At 52.5% G+C, this 17,750-nt stretch carries 19 protein-coding genes; 14 read left to right on the forward strand and 5 right to left on the reverse strand.

The window, feature by feature from the left end; translation table 11 throughout:
* Positions 1-7 precede the first annotated feature (7 nt).
* Positions 8-913, reverse strand: a complete 906-nt coding sequence (locus tag FLT43_RS19250; protein WP_244194317.1) for a diacylglycerol/lipid kinase family protein — start codon at positions 911-913, stop codon at positions 8-10.
* A gap of 220 nt (positions 914-1,133) precedes the next feature.
* Between FLT43_RS19250 and FLT43_RS19255 the strand changes: the two genes are divergently transcribed.
* The gene (locus FLT43_RS19255) at positions 1,134-1,922 is read left to right on the forward strand and encodes a sporulation protein (protein WP_087444052.1); all 789 of its coding nucleotides are present in this window, start codon (positions 1,134-1,136) and stop codon (positions 1,920-1,922) included.
* A gap of 40 nt (positions 1,923-1,962) precedes the next feature.
* Here the strand turns inward: FLT43_RS19255 and FLT43_RS19260 are convergent, their stop codons facing one another.
* Together FLT43_RS19260 and FLT43_RS19265 are read right to left on the reverse strand one after the other, a co-directional pair.
* Entirely contained in the window at positions 1,963-2,250 is a 288-nt protein-coding gene (locus tag FLT43_RS19260) for a transposase (protein ID WP_087444051.1), read from the reverse strand.
* Between the two features lie 137 nt (positions 2,251-2,387).
* Positions 2,388-3,566 carry an MFS transporter gene (locus FLT43_RS19265; RefSeq protein WP_164776272.1) on the reverse strand — a complete coding sequence of 393 codons (1,179 nt, stop codon included), beginning with the start codon at positions 3,564-3,566 and terminating at the stop codon, positions 2,388-2,390.
* 317 nt (positions 3,567-3,883) lie between these two features.
* Here FLT43_RS19265 and FLT43_RS19270 point away from each other — a divergent pair, with 317 nt between their 5' ends.
* Positions 3,884-4,072 (forward strand): hypothetical protein, encoded by a 189-nt coding sequence (locus FLT43_RS19270; protein ID WP_006284293.1) that lies wholly within the window; start codon positions 3,884-3,886, stop codon positions 4,070-4,072.
* 155 nt (positions 4,073-4,227) lie between these two features.
* Here the strand turns inward: FLT43_RS19270 and FLT43_RS19275 are convergent, their stop codons facing one another.
* On the reverse strand, positions 4,228-4,995 hold the full coding sequence (locus FLT43_RS19275) for a hypothetical protein (protein ID WP_087444050.1): 768 nt from the start codon (positions 4,993-4,995) through the stop codon (positions 4,228-4,230).
* A 541-nt stretch (positions 4,996-5,536) separates the two neighbouring features.
* Here FLT43_RS19275 and coxB point away from each other — a divergent pair.
* The 11 genes from coxB to FLT43_RS19330 all read left to right on the forward strand — a co-directional run bounded on the left by coxB (position 5,537) and on the right by FLT43_RS19330 (position 15,567).
* Positions 5,537-6,610, forward strand: a complete 1,074-nt coding sequence (gene coxB, locus FLT43_RS19280; protein ID WP_087444049.1) for a cytochrome c oxidase subunit II — start codon at positions 5,537-5,539, stop codon at positions 6,608-6,610.
* Between the two features lie 62 nt (positions 6,611-6,672).
* On the forward strand, positions 6,673-8,523 hold the full coding sequence (gene ctaD, locus FLT43_RS19285) for a cytochrome c oxidase subunit I (RefSeq protein ID WP_174818152.1): 1,851 nt from the start codon (positions 6,673-6,675) through the stop codon (positions 8,521-8,523).
* On the forward strand, positions 8,520-9,140 hold the full coding sequence (locus FLT43_RS19290; RefSeq protein ID WP_087444047.1) for a cytochrome (ubi)quinol oxidase subunit III: 621 nt from the start codon (positions 8,520-8,522) through the stop codon (positions 9,138-9,140). The genes ctaD and FLT43_RS19290 overlap by 4 nt, the downstream gene beginning before the upstream one ends.
* Positions 9,141-9,143: 3 nt before the next feature.
* Positions 9,144-9,464 (forward strand): cytochrome C oxidase subunit IV family protein, encoded by a 321-nt coding sequence (locus FLT43_RS19295; RefSeq protein ID WP_087444046.1) that lies wholly within the window; start codon positions 9,144-9,146, stop codon positions 9,462-9,464.
* A 110-nt stretch (positions 9,465-9,574) separates the two neighbouring features.
* Positions 9,575-10,483, forward strand: a complete 909-nt coding sequence (gene ctaG / locus FLT43_RS19300; protein ID WP_087444045.1) for a cytochrome c oxidase assembly factor CtaG — start codon at positions 9,575-9,577, stop codon at positions 10,481-10,483.
* A 55-nt stretch (positions 10,484-10,538) separates the two neighbouring features.
* Positions 10,539-11,000: a DUF420 domain-containing protein gene (locus FLT43_RS19305; protein ID WP_087444044.1), complete on the forward strand. Its 462-nt coding sequence runs from the start codon at positions 10,539-10,541 to the stop codon at positions 10,998-11,000.
* A 263-nt stretch (positions 11,001-11,263) separates the two neighbouring features.
* Entirely contained in the window at positions 11,264-12,031 is a 768-nt protein-coding gene (locus FLT43_RS19310; RefSeq protein WP_244194316.1) for a hypothetical protein, read from the forward strand.
* Between the two features lie 58 nt (positions 12,032-12,089).
* The gene (locus FLT43_RS19315; protein WP_087444043.1) at positions 12,090-12,479 is read left to right on the forward strand and encodes a GntR family transcriptional regulator; all 390 of its coding nucleotides are present in this window, start codon (positions 12,090-12,092) and stop codon (positions 12,477-12,479) included.
* Positions 12,480-12,501: 22 nt separating this feature from the next.
* A complete protein-coding gene (locus FLT43_RS19320; protein ID WP_087444042.1) occupies positions 12,502-13,383 on the forward strand; it encodes an ABC transporter ATP-binding protein in 882 nt (293 codons plus the stop codon).
* Between the two features lie 14 nt (positions 13,384-13,397).
* Positions 13,398-14,303 carry an ABC transporter ATP-binding protein gene (locus tag FLT43_RS19325; protein WP_087444041.1) on the forward strand — a complete coding sequence of 302 codons (906 nt, stop codon included), beginning with the start codon at positions 13,398-13,400 and terminating at the stop codon, positions 14,301-14,303.
* On the forward strand, positions 14,296-15,567 hold the full coding sequence (locus FLT43_RS19330; RefSeq protein WP_087444040.1) for an ABC transporter permease: 1,272 nt from the start codon (positions 14,296-14,298) through the stop codon (positions 15,565-15,567). The genes FLT43_RS19325 and FLT43_RS19330 overlap by 8 nt, the downstream gene beginning before the upstream one ends.
* 160 nt (positions 15,568-15,727) lie before the next feature.
* Here the strand turns inward: FLT43_RS19330 and FLT43_RS19335 are convergent, their stop codons facing one another.
* Positions 15,728-16,588 carry an EamA family transporter gene (locus FLT43_RS19335; RefSeq protein ID WP_087444039.1) on the reverse strand — a complete coding sequence of 287 codons (861 nt, stop codon included), beginning with the start codon at positions 16,586-16,588 and terminating at the stop codon, positions 15,728-15,730.
* A gap of 480 nt (positions 16,589-17,068) precedes the next feature.
* Between FLT43_RS19335 and FLT43_RS19345 the strand changes: the two genes are divergently transcribed.
* Positions 17,069-17,485 carry a small multi-drug export protein gene (locus tag FLT43_RS19345; protein ID WP_087444038.1) on the forward strand — a complete coding sequence of 139 codons (417 nt, stop codon included), beginning with the start codon at positions 17,069-17,071 and terminating at the stop codon, positions 17,483-17,485.
* Positions 17,486-17,750: the final 265 nt, after the last annotated feature.

Consider the following 17,750-nt stretch of genomic DNA (forward strand, 5'->3'; position numbering starts at 1 on the left):
GTGCCGGTCAGCGTGAGCGCGCCGGAATCATCATCTGCAGCTTGCCTTGAGCGGCAGCGGCGTGCAGCGGGGTAGCCGAGACGCACTCACCGTCTCCGTATGTCCAGCGGCGGACCTCGGAGTGGATGCCTATCTGCCGGCCGCGCAACATAGTAACATACGGAAGCGTCCGATGGCGGCCCGAATATACGGTCGGGAAGAGCCGCAGCAGCGCCCAGCGGCTGCAGCCGTGCACGACGCACACGTCCAGTACTCCGTCCCCGGCTTCCGCATCCGGGCAGATCGGGATACCGCCTCCGTAATAGGGGACGTTCGTAATAGCAGCCAGCCAGACGCCCTTGAAGGAGCGGGCATCGCCGTCCACGACAATGTCCGCGTCTGCAGGCTGGAAGCGGAATAAGGTGTGCAGCAAGCCGTAGAGATACGCGAGCGAGCCGATGCCAAGACGGTTGAACCACCTTTTGAAGCGGCTCGCATTCACGTATTGCGCCACATCCGCATCGAATCCGGTCGCGAGCGCGGTCAGCGTCCATTGGCCGTTCGCATAAATCAGATCGACGATCGACCGCTGTCCATGGAGAATCGTAAGCAGCGCCTCCAGCGGATCCATCGGGAGGGAGAAGCCGCGCGCCGTATCATTGCCCGAACCCGCGGGGATAATGCCCAGGGTTGCTTCCGTTCCGACTAGCAGCGGCAGCAGGCGATGAATCGTGCCGTCTCCTCCGATCACGACGATGAGAGCGCCGGGATTGCGCTCCATATAGTGCCGGACCGCCTCCTCCGCTTCTTCCGCCGTCCGTGTAATACTGGAGTCGTAAGGAATGTCGAATCGCCGCAGACAGTCCTCTACGCTGCGCCAGATCCCTATTCCTCTTCCGTTCCCCGCATTGCGGTTCACCACACACAGCATCATGCTCTCTCCTATGTCGTATCGAGTCCAACGCGATTGATGGACTAGGGTCATCTATGATTCTATTATCATAGCAAAACAGCGGTGGTTTGCGTGAACTTTTTGCAAGGAAGATCCCGGCAATGGGCAGGAAAAATAAGGGATTCGTCGAATGGATCGAATGGGCCATCGTAATCGAATGGACCGTGATCGCCAATAAGGAGTCCAGGGAGGCTGCTGCCGCATGTCCATGTTCAATCGTTTCTTGGCAAGCGCGATGTACGGAGGAAGCCAGATTGATACCTTGCTGGAGCGGGGGCGTTATGCGCCGGGCGAGCAGATGCGCGGCATCGTGAAGCTTCGCGGCGGCCCCTTGTCCCGAAGAATTGAAGGGATTCAGTTGCTTTTGCAGACCGATTATGCGGAGCCGTACCTTCCGGACGGCATGTCGAGGATCTGTACGTTGATGCGTTATCCCGTGTGTTCCTATGTGAGCGTGGAGCCGATGGAGGCGAGGGAGCTTCCTTTTTGTGTCCAGCTTCCGGCCCATTTGCCCTTGACTATCGGAGATACGTCCGTCTGGCTGCAGACGGCGATGGAGACCGAAGAGGCGAGGGAGCCTTCGGATGAGGATCGGATTGAAGTGATTCCGAGCGTGGAGCAGAGTATCGTCATCGATGCGGTGAACCGGTTGGGCTTCCGTCTGCGAAGCGTTCATTCTGTTCCTTGGAATGGAAGCGGTTTCTCTTCATTCGTGCAGCCTTTTGAATTCTTCGCCGCCTCTTCCTTCCAAGAATTGATCTCGGTTCTGCGGCTTGTCTTTCGGCGAGGGGCGGAGGGGATGGAGCTGTTCGTCTATACGGAGCCGGCATGGGAAGAAATGAGGGAGAATCCGCTGGCCGCTCCCCTCGAAGCCGACCATAGAATCAAGCATTACAAGTTGTCGGATATGGAGTGGCGGCTGCTTGGAGCGGAGGAGCTGGCGGAGGAACTGGCCGAATGGATTCGAATACAATACGGGTATGTAACCTGAACAGAAGACGAGGGGCCCGCAGGCCCCCTTATCGTCAATCTTATTTATCGCCCCGATCGGTATGCTTGCGCGGATGCGTCTGCTTCGGCGGTTCTTCTTCCGCTTTAGGCACGAGCCGGGGATCGGTCCGGCCTTCATGGTGATTGTCGAACATGAACTCCTTCAGCTCCCACTCGGATGCGCCCAATTGCGGATCCGAGGGGAAGTGCTGGCCGCGGTGAAGCACTTCTTCCCGTCCCCATTCATTCGCATATATGCCGTCCACCTCGACCCTGTCGCGGGACATGGGATTCATCTTATATTGATTATGCTCCTGTTCTTTTGTCATCGGTGCGCAGCTCCTTTTTTTCAGCATCCGTCTGCCGCGAGGGCGGTGCCGTCGCGCAGGCTCTCTATTATAGATGCCCCCGGTCAAGGAATTGTATCCGGGCCCGGCACGGTTGCCTGGCGGGTTCGTCTTGTCCGTTACCTTTCTGCAAACCATCGTGACGGGAACAACAAATAAATAATCGAAATCGCGGTGAACAGGCCCGCGCTGATCCAGATGACTGTGCCGGCGGACGACACGTTCGCGATGACACCTCCGATAACGGGACCGAGCAGCACGCCGATCCCTTCCACGGTGGAGAGCAGGCTCCAGCCCAGACCTTTATGCCCCGGCGGGACATATAGCGCCAGCAGCGCGTTCCAGGCCGGCAGCACCGCGGAATAGGATATTCCGAGCAGTACGGCCAGTCCGTAAGCGAAGATAACCGATGGATAAAGAGACAGTGAGGCAAGCGCCAGGCCGAAGATGCCGAAGCCGATAATCAGGAACGGCTTGCGGCCGACGCGGTCCGACCATTTGCCCATCGGGACAAGTCCGAGCACGGTGAAGCCGCCGCCAAGCACGAGCAGGACCGAATACTGCTGGCTCGAGAAGGAGAGCGCCTCCGCGGCGAAGGTCGGCAGAATCGGGACGAGCATGCTCGCGCCCAGCGTCTGCAGGATCATGCCCGGGAGAAGCGGCTTCATCGCCTTCACCTTCACGAGCAGAGCGTCCCACTGCTGCCGGAACGGAACGGGAGCCGCATCGGCCAACTGCTGCCTGCCGCCCCCGACGAAGAAGCTGAGCACCCAGGCGATACCCGATAAGGCGAACAGAAGCAGATAGGCGGTCTGCGGATGCTTGTCCACGATCAGATTGAGCACGACCGGGCCCGCCCCCATCCCGACAAGCCAGATCATATAGAGAAAGCCCATTTGCGCGGCCCGGTTCTCTTCCTTCACCTTGGTGAGGCACACGATCCATACCGGGGAGATGCCGACGCCATACAGGGCGGCCGCTGCGATGAATAGCCAGTCGCTTGAACCGTAATAGAACAGGCCGATGCCCGCGAAGGATATCAACAATCCAGCATTGATAATGAGCCTGGGGGAGAAGCGGTCAAGCAAATATCCAATCCCCATTTTCAGAATCGTATCTGTTAAATAGTGAGCCGTAATGGCGGTTCCGATAATGGCCAGGCTAATATGCAATGTATTTTTCCCGTAGATCGGAATAAATGAAATCAGGGCCGCCCCCCGAACGAATTCCACAAAGAACAAAATAATAGCCAGCAATGCGATATCTCTGCCTAATCCAAGTCCGCGTAATCCCTTCAAACACGTAACGCCCCTTTCCTAATTATCCCATTATAGCGTGTTCGCCAACTGCTTGCCAGCGGCGGCAAAGGACGAACCGAAGGCATGCTACAGAGCTTGTCCCTGGCGGAACCGGAAGTCATTTCAAGAGCGAAGCCGCGGTTCATGTCCAAGGTGCCCGATTCATTGCTTGGTGAACAATAGCGGTGTGTTTTTGCTGCGCTGTCGAATATGTTATAATAGAGAAACGGTTGCGAAGTTCCAGAAAGAGAAGCGAAACGTCCAGGCTGTACTCCATTGCGGAGCATGTTCTACAACGCTTTTGGGAGGGAATTTTCATGGCAACGAAAGGTCACAACGAAGTGAAAGAAAGTTTGTTGGAGATGACTCGCATTTTCCGTCCAAAGAATCCGCGGAAGTTTGTGAGGGAGTATATCCGGAAGTATCGGATTATGGGAGGCTATGAAGACGAACTGACTCATCTTGTAGAGCTTGAGCTTGGCAAGATCGACACCAGCGTGTCGTAATTCACGCAGTCATGGCAGAGAGCAGGCGGATGGATGTACACCGGCCGCGTGCAGGACGTGCAGCAATCAGGATCAAAACATCATTTCTTAAATATAATGAAGCGCTCCGAACAGGTCGGAGCGCTTTTTTTGCGTCCTGCGGCGAGGCGCGGGCCTTACCGCATATAGCGGCGCAGATCTTCCCGGATGATGTCCTGCACCGATTCCAGCGACTCCCCCGGGTACGCTCGCAACGCGTGAATCGAGACGGAATTGAACAATTCCTTATTGGCGCTCGTGTATACTTTGGCGAGACTCGGGTCATGGCGCCGAATTGCCGTGTCCACCGTATGCAGGAATTCACCGGACAGATCGTCCATCCGCTCCAGCGTGCGCATCGGGCTGTGCTTGGTCGCAATTCGAGGAACCTTGCGCTTCATCTCGTCATCAAGAACGCCGCTGGTTTCGATTCGTCCAATGCCGTATTGCTCCCTGGTGCCCTTTCCGCCTCGCCCGTTCACCCCGTTAGCTGTCCCGTCGAGAGTCAAAGACACGTAGGCGGTGTCGTTCCATCTCAGAACATAGCCGACCGCGATTCCGTCAATATTGCTGACGAGCGCGCTCAGCGGGCGATCCACATACAATGTATTGGGACGATGCAATTCCGGGCGGTCGAACCGTTTCCGCTCCAGACTGTTGCCTTTGGCGGTGTAATCGGGTGTGGCGATATCGGAATCGGTTGGGGTTGAGGGCCTTTTTTCCAGAGGCTGCACCGTCTTCCGGTTCGCGTAATTGGCGGTTGTATTGCCGTCATAGGATCTCGTTTTCTCGGAGCGGTAGCCAATACAGCCAGTCAAGCCGATGGCAATGCTTAGCGCACAGACGGTATAAGTGACAATTGAGTGAACATTGCGCTTGGGGGTGTGACCATTTTTTGACGACATAAGCATCCCTCCTTCAAGATTTACTTTATTTTTCTGAAAAACGAGTATAAGTATGCAGGAAGCATCGCCGTCAATGTTTGAGAATCGAAAATTTGACAACATCTTCTTGATTTCGACACATTTCGATAGAGGTAAAATGATTTTGTAAGCGTTTGCATTTGTTGATATAACGGGCCAAAATGACTTTCTGAACACTTTGTGAACTCCCTCCGAAACATTGACAAATAAAATATTGGTAATTATATTTAGGTAAGTGATTGTATTAATTGACAGGATTACGACATCCGTGCTTAAAGCCGGTGACTCCTTGGGGACCGGTTGGATAGCCATGGGCATGCGTAAGCGTATGCACATGCCGCTACCTACACGGTCGAAGCCTTTCTTCCGTAGCGATTACAGCGTGCCGAGAGGACAGGAATCCCGCGCGTGGAGCAGAATGTATACGTTCGCATGAATGTATGCTGATGCATTCGGACAGAAGGGCAAGTGAAGGGGCATGAGATGCGGTAATCAGCGAAAACGTACAAAGTGGGGTTGATCAATGATGAAACGGTGGCATGCAGTGAAGCGACTCCTTCCTCTGTTAGCCGGGCTCGTCTTGCTGCTCAGTGCTTGTGGACGCGCGGATTTGTCCGCTCTCAATCCGCAGGGTCCGATAGCAGAGGGTCAGTTCGGTCTGATGAAGATTGCGATTTCGATTATGACGCTCGTAGTCGTTGCCGTATTCGCGCTTTCCATTTATGCCGTCATCCGCTTCCGCAGACGGCCGGGTGACCAATCGATTCCGAAGCAAGTAGAAGGCAATCACAAGATGGAAGTTATTTGGACGGTTATTCCGATTCTCCTCTTGATTATTCTGGCAGTGCCGACCGTGAAGTATGTGTTTGCCTTCGCTGAAGATTACAGCAAGGATCCGGACGCGATCAAGGTGAAGGTAACTGCGCACCAGTTCTGGTGGGAGTTCGAATATCCTGAACTGGGCGTACATACAGCACAGGATATGATCATTCCGGCCGGGAAAAACGTGGCGGTCGAATTGCGGACGGTTGACGTTCTTCACTCGTTCTGGGTACCTGCTCTGGCAGGGAAGATGGACACCAACCCGTCGGGCAACGTGAACAAGATGTACTTCAGCGCGAACCAGGTTGGGGTATACCGGGGCAAATGCGCCGAGTTGTGCGGACAGTCCCACGCCTTGATGGAGTTCAAAGTCAAATCGGTAAGCGAGGAGACATTTAACGCTTGGGTTAATGAGATGAAGGCAGAGCCGAAGCCGTTCGAAGGCGATGCGCAAGTCGCCGAGAGCTTCAAGCAGAACTGCCTGACCTGCCACGCGATCGATAATGCGCCTTCCCTCGGCCCGAACTTGAAGGGAACGGGAAGCCGCGAAGCTGTCGCCGGCATCATGCTCAACCGGGATACGATTGACGAACCGATTGAACAGCAAGTGGTGGAAGATCATTTGCGCCAGTGGATTCTGAATCCGCAGAAGGTGAAGCCAGGGAATACGATGCCTAAATTCGAGGGCGTATTGTCAGAGCAAGAGCTTGACGGCATTGTGAAATATCTGGCGGAATACAAACTTGATTCTCTGAAAGAAATCAATAAGCAATAGAAAAGCATCTTCTAGGGGAGGTAACGACCTTGGCTCACACGGTGAAGCGTCATCGCGGCTTAATGGATTGGCTGACGACGGTCGACCATAAGAAGATAGGTATTCTTTACCTTATTGCCGGAGGGATATTCTTCGGTATCGGCGGTATTGAGGCCATCTTAATACGTATACAATTGATCAAACCGAATTTCGAGTTCGTGGATGCGCAGTTATTCAACGAATTGATTACGATGCATGGGACGACCATGATCTTCCTGGGCGCCATGCCACTGATATTCGCCCTCATGAATGCGATAGTACCGCTGCAGATCGGGGCGCGGGACGTTGCGTTTCCGTTCCTGAATGCGCTCGGCTTCTGGACATTCTTCTTCGGTGGGTTGCTTCTCAACCTGAGCTGGCTGTTGGGCGGAGTGCCTGACGCAGGCTGGACCTCCTATGTTCCATTGTCCAGCACGGAGTACAGCCAGCATCACGGAGTTGACTTCTATGTTCTCGGTCTGCAGATTTCCGGTCTTGGCACGCTGATCGGCGGGATCAACTTCCTGGCTACGATCATCAACATGCGCGCGCCGGGTATGTCGTTCATGCGGATGCCGATGTTTACCTGGACGGCGTTCATTACGTCCGCGCTCATTTTGTTCGCTTTCCCTGCCGTTACGGTAGGTCTCGTATTGCTCATGTTCGACCGTCTCTTCGGAGGGAACTTTTTCTATACTCCGAATGGAGGTAACGTCATTCTATGGCAGCATATTTTCTGGTTGTTCGGTCACCCTGAAGTATATATTCTGATTCTTCCTGCGTTCGGTATTATCTCGGATGTCGTCAGCACATTCTCGCGCAAGCGTCTGTTCGGGTACAGTTCCATGGTGTTCGCCACCGTGCTTATCGGGTTCCTGGGCTTCATGGTCTGGGCGCACCACATGTTCACGGTTGGCCTTGGGCCGGTTGCCAACGCGCTCTTCTCGATAGCGACGATGCTGATTGCCGTTCCGACGGGGATCAAAATATTTAACTGGGTATTTACGTTATGGGGCGGTTCGATCAAGTTCACTACTGCCAATCTGTTTGCAGTGGGCTTCATCCCTACGTTCGTTATGGGGGGGGTCACCGGGGTCATGCTGGCCGCGGCGCCGGCAGACTTCCAGTTCCACGACACCTATTTCGTCGTAGCTCACTTCCACTATACGATTGTAGGCGGGCTTATCCTTGGTCTGTTCGCAGGCTTCCATTACTGGTGGCCGAAGATGTTCGGCCGGATGCTGAACGAGACAATAGGCAAGGCCACGTTCTGGATGTTCTGGATTGGCTTCCAGCTGACGTTCTTCATCCAGCACTTCCTAGGCTTGATAGGGATGCAGCGCCGCGTCTTTACGTATTTGCCGAACCAAGGCTTCGATACGATGAACCTCGTCAGTACCATCGGGGCACTGATGATGGGGGTTGGGGTATTGCTCTTCCTGGCCAATGTTATTATCTCGCACCGCCAGAAGCAGGTTGTCGGCAACGATCCTTGGGAAGATGGACGCACACTGGAGTGGACGATTCCATCTCCGCCGCCGGAATACAACTTCAAGCAGACGCCGCTTGTCCGCGGCTATGATGCTTGGTGGAAAGAAAAGATGGAAGGCCGTACGGAGATGACGCCGGCCGAGCCGGTTGGAGCGATCCATATGCCTTCACCTTCCATCTTGCCGTTCATGATGTCCGTAGGGCTGTTCATTGCCGGCTTTGGTTTCATGTTCGCCAAGGACGATTTCAAAAATGGGGCGTTGAATTTCCTGTTCAACAACCATCTCATTGCGATTCTTGGATTGGTGATTACTTTCGCCTGTATGGTCGTTCGTTCCCTCAAGGACGATCACGGCTATCATATTGAACCGGAAGAGATGGAGCAGAAGGGGGTAAAAGCATGAGCGCACCTGCACACCAGGCTGACGGCCACTGGCCTCACGAACCGGAAAAAGCGACGTTAGACGGCCGCAATAAAGTGATTGGCTTCTGGCTTTTCCTTGGCGGCGAAGCGGTGTTGTTCGGCACGTTGTTCGCGACGTTCCTTGCGCTCCGCGATCAGATAGGCGATGGACCGGCTGCGAGCGAGCTGTTCCAGCTTCCGATGATTGCGACCACGACGGCTATCCTGCTGGTGAGTTCCTTGACGAGCGTATTCGCGGTTCAAGCTATGCATCGCAAGGACATCAAGTCTCTGATTACGTGGTTGATTGTTACCGTCGGCCTTGGCTTCTGCTTCCTCGGATTGGAGATTTACGAGTTCGTCGAGTACGTCCATGAAGGCCATACGTTCACGACAAGCGCCTTCAGTACATCGTTCTATACGCTGGTCGGCTTCCACGGCGCGCACGTTGCCTTCGGCGTCGTCTGGATCTCCATCCTAATCGGCCAGCTCTTCAAGAAAGGACTGAACCTGGTTACAGCGCCTAAAGTCTATGTGTCCGCGATGTACTGGCATTTCATCGACGTCGTATGGGTATTCATCTTTACGGTTGTCTACTTGATGGGAAAGGTGGGATAAGCGATGGCAGCTCAAAATGTGGCATCCAACTCGTCAAATCGCCGTCATAAGCATGAAGGAAAGCAAAAGCATATCATTGCTTTTATCTTCTCCATCGTACTGTCGCTTATCGCCTTTGTAATGGTAGCTTCCGCCGGTATCGTGAACAAAACCTTCACCTATATTCTGCTTCTTGTTATGGCTGTTCTGCAGGTCATCATTCAAATGGCCTACTGGATGCATATGAAGGACAAAGGCCATATGCTGCCCATTGTCTTTATGATAGGTGGAGCTTTCGTCGCATTCCTGGCAATTATTATGGCCGTATATTGGGTCTGGTGGTAAGCCGAATCGGATATTTAGAAAGAGGGGACGTACAGGCGTCGCCTCTTTTTCCGTAATAGAGCAAAATGTGGCGAAATGATGGCATCCGCAAGAGAAGGAGATGAACGAGATTGTTGGAATTAACGAAATATTTTAGCCCGTATGATGTATGGAGTCCGTTGTTTCTTGTCTCTTCGGTGCTTATTATCATTCTCTATCTGGGAATTACGGGCCCGTATAGACGAGTGTTCGCCCAGGTTGATCCCGTGCCTATACCCAAGAAGCTCATGTTCATTAACGGCGTACTGCTGTTATATTTGGCCCAAGGAGGCCCGCTTAACATCATGAGCCATATGATGCTGACGTTCCATATGCTGATGATGGCCATAACGTACATTATTGTGCCGCCGTTGATTTTATTAGGCGTCCCGGCCTGGCTGTGGAAGTATTTGCTTGATCGCAAGCCCTTGCGGTGGTTGAAAGGATTCATGCATCCGATTCTTATGGCCGTCCTGTTCAATGCGTTATTCTCGTTCTACCATGTGCCGGCAATACATGATTACGTGATGACGCATTACGCGGTTCATGTCGTCTATTATATTGTTCTGTTCATCGCGTCCATGATCATGTGGTGGCCAATTGTCGTGCCGGTCCCGGAGTGGGTTATTCTGAGCGACGTCAAGAAAATGGGCTATATTTTCTTGAACGGCATGCTGATTACGCCAGCGTGCGCGCTTATTATTTTTGCGAGCGAGCCATTGTATGCGACTTATGTGGACAAGGAAACGTGGATCCAAGCGATGGGTTACTGCCTTACCGGCGATCCGAGCAAGCTGCTGGCCGCTTTTGACGGCCCTGAATTTTTCAACTGGTTCTCGCCGGAGGAGGATCAGCAGCTCGGAGGCGTCATTATGAAGCTGGTGCAAGAGATTATGTTCGGCTGCATTCTGTATTATGTCTTCATTCATTGGTACCGTAGAGAAAGCAAAGAGGATGACGATATTGTGGACACTCTTCCGGATGGGCAGCTCCATTCATAGAATTGGTTTATAATAATAGGAAAGTCTGAATTGAGGTAGAGGAGGCATACCATTCGTGGATTTGTATAATCTTATGCCTGCGGTAAGCACGACATTTATCGTCATTAGTGCGATTCTGGTCGCGATCGGCTGGGCGCTTATTATCAAGGGCAAGCGCGAGGCGCACAAGAAGACGATGATCGCGGCAGCCGTAGCCGCCCTTCTGTTCTTTATCATCTACGTGTCACGAACTATATTTGTAGGCAACACATCCTGGGGCGGCCCTGAAGGATTAAAGACGATCTATCTCATTTTCCTGCTGTTCCATATTGTGCTCGCTACCGTGGCGGCCGTATTCGGCATAACGACATTAGTCAGCGGATTCCGGTCCAAATTCAAGCTGCACCGCAAAATCGGGAAAATCACCTCGATCATCTGGTTCATTACAGCCATCACCGGCGTTACCGTATATACGCTTCTTTATATACTGTACCCAGGTGGCCACACGAAGCCGGTCATCGATGCGATCTTTGGCTAGGTACGCGATCAAGCCCTTATGCTTGCTTCCGTTGAGGGGAGCACGGCATAAGGGTATTTTCTCCTGTCAAGCATTCCGCGCGAACGAAGATTCCTCGCCCGGGATGCTTTTTTTATAGGTGTCAACCCGAAGCCGCATATCATCGGAATCGTGCCTTGACAATAAAATGGCGAAGTGATTATACTGTGTATAAGGATATAAACAGTAAGCACAGTGCTGCAAGGAGGCAGCAGCTTCAAGATACAAGACACGAGGTTGTTCACATGTTATGGATGGATACGAGAAGCGAGGGGATATCGGTGAATAAGCAGTTGAAGGATGCGTGGATGCTGGTCAAGACAGACCTGCTTCGCTTTAAATGGGGAGCGCTGTTCACCTTGCTGTTCAGTGGTTATATGGGGGCTATCTCGACGCTGATGCTGAACGGCTTGTTGAAATCGGATCAGGAGGGCGATACTTTAGTTCTCCGGGCGGTTTTTGATTTTGTCTACCTCCTCACCTTGCCGAATTTGGGCTTCTTTCTCTCTCGGCGGAACACGCGCTATTTGCAGGAGGATTCTTATACGAAATGGATGAGGAAGCTGCGCATTCTGCCGATTGATGTGGGTACGATCGCCTTATCACGCTATATGATGCTGGCGGTTGCCTTCGTTCTGAATATGACAGTGTTCTTCACCTTCCAGCTGATGCTCAGCGACAGTCTGCAATCGGCCTTCTCGCCGCTGTCGCTCGTCGCCTATGTGCTCGTTCTGACCGCGTACTCCTTCGTGGTTCAGACGGTTTACATCCAGTTTGAACTGGGCAAGCATGCCGGGGGCTACCTGCGACTCGTCTTTCTTGTCATGTTCATCATACTGGCCCTCTCTGTTATCGTGGCCTTGTCCGGGGGAAGCATGATGATGGCCGTTATCTATATCGCCAAGTATTATCCGTGGGTAAGCGGCTTGATCGCCGCAGGCGTCATTGTCCAGGCGTTGGTTATCGGCATGGCAATCACCCGGAACACGATTCGCAATCGGGAACTCGATTAGACGGGCAAGCTCTGTAATGCAACGATACCACTATGAAGAGTCAGGGGGTGGGCAGGCGGTGTTCATACCGATCAACATTGATGAGAACAGCTCGGAACCGTTATATGCGCAGATTACGAATCAACTGCGCGCGTTGATTTTGAGCGGTTATCTGGATGAAGGGATGCTGCTGCCGTCGATTCGTGAATTTGCCCACCAATTGCGGTGCAGCGTCATTACGGTCCGAAGAGTGTATCAGGATCTGGAGGCGGAAGGGCTGCTGCGGACGAGGCAGGGAACGGGGACGTTCGTTGCTCCGGTCGGGGCCGGCGAGCGGGAGCGCTACCGCAAGCAAGCCGTGGAAGACGCGCTCTTGGAAGCAATCGAGGCCGCTATTCGGGTGGAGATGTCCGTGGCAGAGCTAACGCACATACTAGAGGACCTGATCCGGCAGAAGCAGATGAAGTAATCCGGAATAAGGAGAGAATGCGATGAATACCGAGCCGGTCATAGTATTGAAGGACGTGGTGAAGCGCAGGGAACGGCTGCAAATTGGACCGTTGAACATACAGATTCCCTTGGGCTGCGTCACCGCAATTGTGGGAACGAACGGGGCCGGGAAGTCGACGCTGATGGGCATGTTCATGGGCTTCATTAAGCCGGACAGCGGCACCGTTGCGCTCTTCCAGGAGGTCAATCAACCGGAGCCGGACACGTCTGTCAAGGCCCGCATCGGTTATGTGGCGGAGAGCCCCAATTCGGAGGAGGATGATCTCACCGCGGAAGCGGCGGCATCCTTCAACGCCTACTGGTATGAGCGTTGGGATTGGAAGTTGTACCATCATCTGATGGCCCGGTACGATATCCCCCCGAAGACGAAGCTCAAGAAGCTGTCCAAAGGGATGCGCCGCAAGCTCGATCTCATCCTGGCCATCTGCCCGCAGCCGGATCTCCTGCTGCTGGATGAGCCGTCTTCCGGCTTCGATCCGATTTCATGGCGGATGATGATCGAAGATTTGAATTCGTATTTGGCAGAAGGGCAGCGTTCCGTTGTCATTGCGACGCATATTATCGAGGAAGTGAAGCGGCTGGCCGATTATATTCTGTTCCTGCACAAGGGTCAGGTGCTGCTCGTGATCGAGAAGGATGCTCTGTTCGATGCCTGGAAGGAATTCTGGGTAGAAGGGGAGGCCGGGGATTATGCCGGCGTTCCGGGCGTGGTCAAGGTGATTCAGGAGCGGAACGGGGTGCGGCTGATTGCCAGTCAGGCGGATCAGGCCGATGCATTCCTAGAGGAGAATGGGGTTATTCCGCGGCAGACGGCCGGCATCGAGCTGGATGATATTCTGGCGTATTTAATCGAGTTGAATTAGGAGGTTCGAAGCGAATGAAGCCATTGGAGTTGAAGCAAGTCGTGAAGCAGTATGGGGACAAGACGGCCGTCAACGGTTTGAGTCTGGACGTCGAAGAGGGGGAAATTTACGGTCTGCTCGGGGCGAACGGCGCGGGGAAGACGACGACGATGCGCATGGTGCTCGGTCTTATTTACCCGGATGGAGGAGAGATCCGTTATAACGGCAAGCCGTTCCATACCGAGCTGCAGCGCACGCTGGGGTACTTGCCGGAAGAGCGGGGCATGTATCCGAAGATTCGGGTAAGCGATCAGGTGACCTACTTGGCGCAATTGCGCGGAATGCCGCGCAAGGAAGCGGACCGGAATCTCAAATATTGGCTGGAACGCTTCAATGTGCCGGAGAACTACAACAAGAAGATTGAGGAACTGTCCAAAGGGAATCAGCAAAAGATCGGGTTCATCGCCGCCATCGTGCATAAGCCGAAGCTGCTCATTCTGGATGAGGCCTTCAGCGGACTTGACCCGGTCAATGTCGAACTGCTGAAGGAGACCGTCAAGGAGCTTCGCGACCAAGGCACGAGTATCCTGTTTTCGACCCACCGGATGGAGCATGTCGAGGAGCTGTGCCGCAATGTGACGATTTTACAGAAAGGCAATGCAGTCGTCCAAGGCTCGCTGCGGGAGTTGAAGTCCCGTTACCCGCGGGAACAAGTGCTGCTTCGTACGGCTGGGGAAGTGGAAGGGCTCGGTTCGATTCCGGGAGTAGCCGACGTGAACCGGACGGAGGAAGGTTACCGGATTCGGATCAGCGACGAGGCTGCGGCGCAGGGGATTTTGCAGAAAGCGCTCGCCCAAGGTCCAATTCAGCATTTCGAAGTGAAGGAGCCGACCTTGAACGAAATCTTCATCAAGGCGGTAGGAGGTGATTCGAATGAATAATGTATGGACGGTTATCGGATTTACGCTGCGAACCAAGTTAATGACCAAATCGTTTCTCATCTCGACCCTCGTTCTGGCTCTGCTGATTAGCGTGGGCGCCAATGTTCCGTACTTTATCTCATTATTTTCGAAAAACGAGCCCGCGACAATCGGTGTCGTCTCCGGACCGCATCCGGACATTGCGAAGTCGCTGATGGACCATTATGCCAAGCAGGAGAAGGCAGACTTTCGCTTCGTGCCGTATACGGATGCGACGGAGGAGCAATTGAAGAAGGATGTGCAGGCCGGGAAGATCGAAGGGTATATTATGTTCGAGGACAAGGCGAAGGGGGAATTTCCGCTCGTCGTCTATTCCGGGAAAGACGGACTTGGCATGGAGAAGGAATCAAAGCTGACGGGCACGCTCACGCTGATTAAGACAGAGTGGCTGGTCAAGGATTCGCTGACTCCGGAGCAGATCGCCCAATTGAACCAGCCGGTTCAAGTCGAGAACAAGACGATCCTGAAGGATGGAGCCAATGCCGGCGAAGAGGAGAACCCTGCGAAGAAGGGGGTATCGATCGTGGTCGTCACCGTGCTCATCATTTTGTTCTTCATGACGAATACAATGACGGGGAATATGATCGCGTCCGAGGTTACGCAGGAGAAGAGCTCGCGCATTATGGAGATTCTCATTACGAGCGTATCTCCGCTCGCCCAGATGTTCGGGAAGATTATCGGGATGTTCATCCTCGGATTGATGCAGGTTGTGCTCTTCTTCCTCGTCATGATCGGGAATCTGATGCTGCCGCATAACAATGCGCCGCTGAAGGCCATTAACTTCGATATGTCGATGATCGATTGGAATGTCGTAGGCGGCGGTTTGCTGCTCTACGTATTGGGCTATTTCCTGTACGCGACCTTGTTCGCGGCGGTTGGCTCGATCGTTAGCCGGACAGAAGATCTTGGCCAAGCGATTATGCCGATTACGATGCTGACGTTGGCGGCGTTCTATATTGCCATCTTCAGCGTCTCGACGCCGAATTCGCTGCTGGTGAAGATTTCTTCCTTTATTCCGTTCTTTACTCCGACCTCGATGCTGCTGCGCCTTGGCGCAGGCGAGGTAGCCTGGTGGGAGTTCGGGACATCGATCGTTATCCTGCTCGTCTCGGTCTTCGTGTTCGGCTGGCTGGCGGCGAAGATCTACCGCACCGGCGTCCTGATGTACGGCAAGCGCCCGTCGTGGAAAGAGATCCGTAAGGCGATGAAGGCGTACAAGATCTAAGCTCTGTGGGTAACGGTAATAGTCGAGACAGATTTGGTGGATAACTGAGAGGGTATAGGTTTGAGACAAGTTTTAAACCAGTAGAAGCAAAATTTCCTTGTTTCTACTGGTTTTTTCTTTGCCAATTCCGTGTTGAGCGTGGGATGGGAGCCAAAAATGTTCATATTAGCAACAACAAGGTACCAAGAATAATCAAGATGAAACCTGCAAAAGCCTTCATAGACAATTTTTCTTTCAAAACAATATAAGCAAAGATGATCGTCACGATGATACTCAATTTGTCAATGGGCACGACAATACTTGCCTGTCCTTCTTGCAATGCCTTGAAATAAAACAGCCAGGACATTCCGGTGGCCAAACCTGACAATGTAATGAAAATCCAGCTTTTTTTATCGATTTCTTTGATGCCATTCTGTTTTTTGGTGGCAAATACAATCAACCAAGCCATGATCAGCACGACAATCGTTCGTATGGCGGTGCCTAAATTGGAATCAACATCCTCGATCCCGACTTTCCCTAATATAGCGGTGATTGCTGCGAAAAAAGCAGATAGTCCAGCGTACCAAATCCATTTCCTGCTCCTGTCGGCGGATTGCTCAACGTCTTGTTTTTGTATCATCATATACGTTCCAATACCGATCGTCGCCATACTGATCATTTTTAATATCGTGACCGGCTCGCCCAGCATGATGATCGCGAAGAGCATCGTAATAACCGTGCTTGATTTATCAATTGGAACGACAACATTAACATTTCCTAATTGAAGCGCTCTGAAGTAGAAAATCCAAGAAGCGCCAGTCGTCATCCCTGATAAAATAAGATAGACAAGGGAATTCAAGCTGATGTCGTAAAGAGTATGGTGAATGTTTCCCGCAAATACAATGATCCAGGCAAAAATGACAACAATCCCGGTCCTGAGGGCGGTAGCCAGGTTGGAATCAGTATTTTGAATTCCGATTTTAGCAAGAATAGAAGTAATACCGGCAAACAGCGCCGCACCAAAAGCATAGATGACCCACATTTATAAATCCTCCAAATAATATATCTATACAAGTCTCTCATTCAGCACCAGAATGCCGGGCTCCACACCTGGTTCAGCCTTAAATCTCGGCTGGCAGCGGTGAAGTTGGATAAGAGTATATTGATTCTTTCTATAATTGATAATGATTATCATTATAATTGAAGTACAGGGAGTTGGGAAGAGGATGTTGGGATTATGGCAAGCTTACTTATGAGCTTACAGACTCCATTCGCCAATACTCATCCAGAACCGTTAAGTTATAGGCTGCCGTAAGCTTGGGAATGGCACTTGGCTAACTCTTCGGAGTCAAACGTATCCCCTTTGCGCAGCTTCCATGTTTTCTTTCCGGGAGACCGTCAAGTCAAACTTGTATGATAAGTCCTGCCTTGTGAATCTGCAGCAGTTGTGCGAGACTGAAGTCTGCACCAAGGACACGAACGAGCCTCATGCAGAGGCGCAGTATGTGGGGGGGAGAGAAGGATGGATTTTATTTTTAATGTGTTGGAAAACGTGAAAGAGGCCAATGTGCTGCTGCAATCGGCAGCTGTGTTTGTCGTCTCGATGATTCCTTTTCTGGAAGGATATGTAGCTGCGCCAATCGGCGTTATGCTTGGGATTTCGCCAATTCCGGTCATAGCTGCAGCGCTGATCGGGAACTGGTTGTCCATCATGCTCATTATTGTTCTGCATGGCAAATGGAGTAGCGGCAGGCAGGGAATGAGAAGCGGAAAGCGAATGGAGCGTGCCCGGAAGATATTCGGAAAATATGGCGTTCCGGGCGTGGCGTTGATCGGTCCGCTAGTATTTGGCCATCATATTGGCGCGTTCATTTCGCTGGTCTCGGGGGCGCCCAAGGGCTATGTGACCTTGTGGCAGACTATAGCCGTTGCCGTATAGACGGTCGGCGCGGGCGCATTGGCTATGCTGGGCATCGATATCGTCAGTCAACCAAGATAGCTGGCGAGATGGCGCATGGGCCGCAGGCTTTTTTTATTTTGTAAAATGAGAAACAGGTTATTGCCAAATGGATGAACAAAGGTTACAGTAATAAAGCAAGTCGTTCATGTTATGATTGAACCTATCGTTTTTCGTAGGAGGGGAGAGGAAATAGCAGCATTGTACATAAGATAAGGGGTATTATGATGAAATTTTGTAAAGACAC

It is taken from the genome of Paenibacillus thiaminolyticus (genome assembly GCF_007066085.1).
Lineage (GTDB): Bacteria > Bacillota > Bacilli > Paenibacillales > Paenibacillaceae > Paenibacillus_B > Paenibacillus_B thiaminolyticus.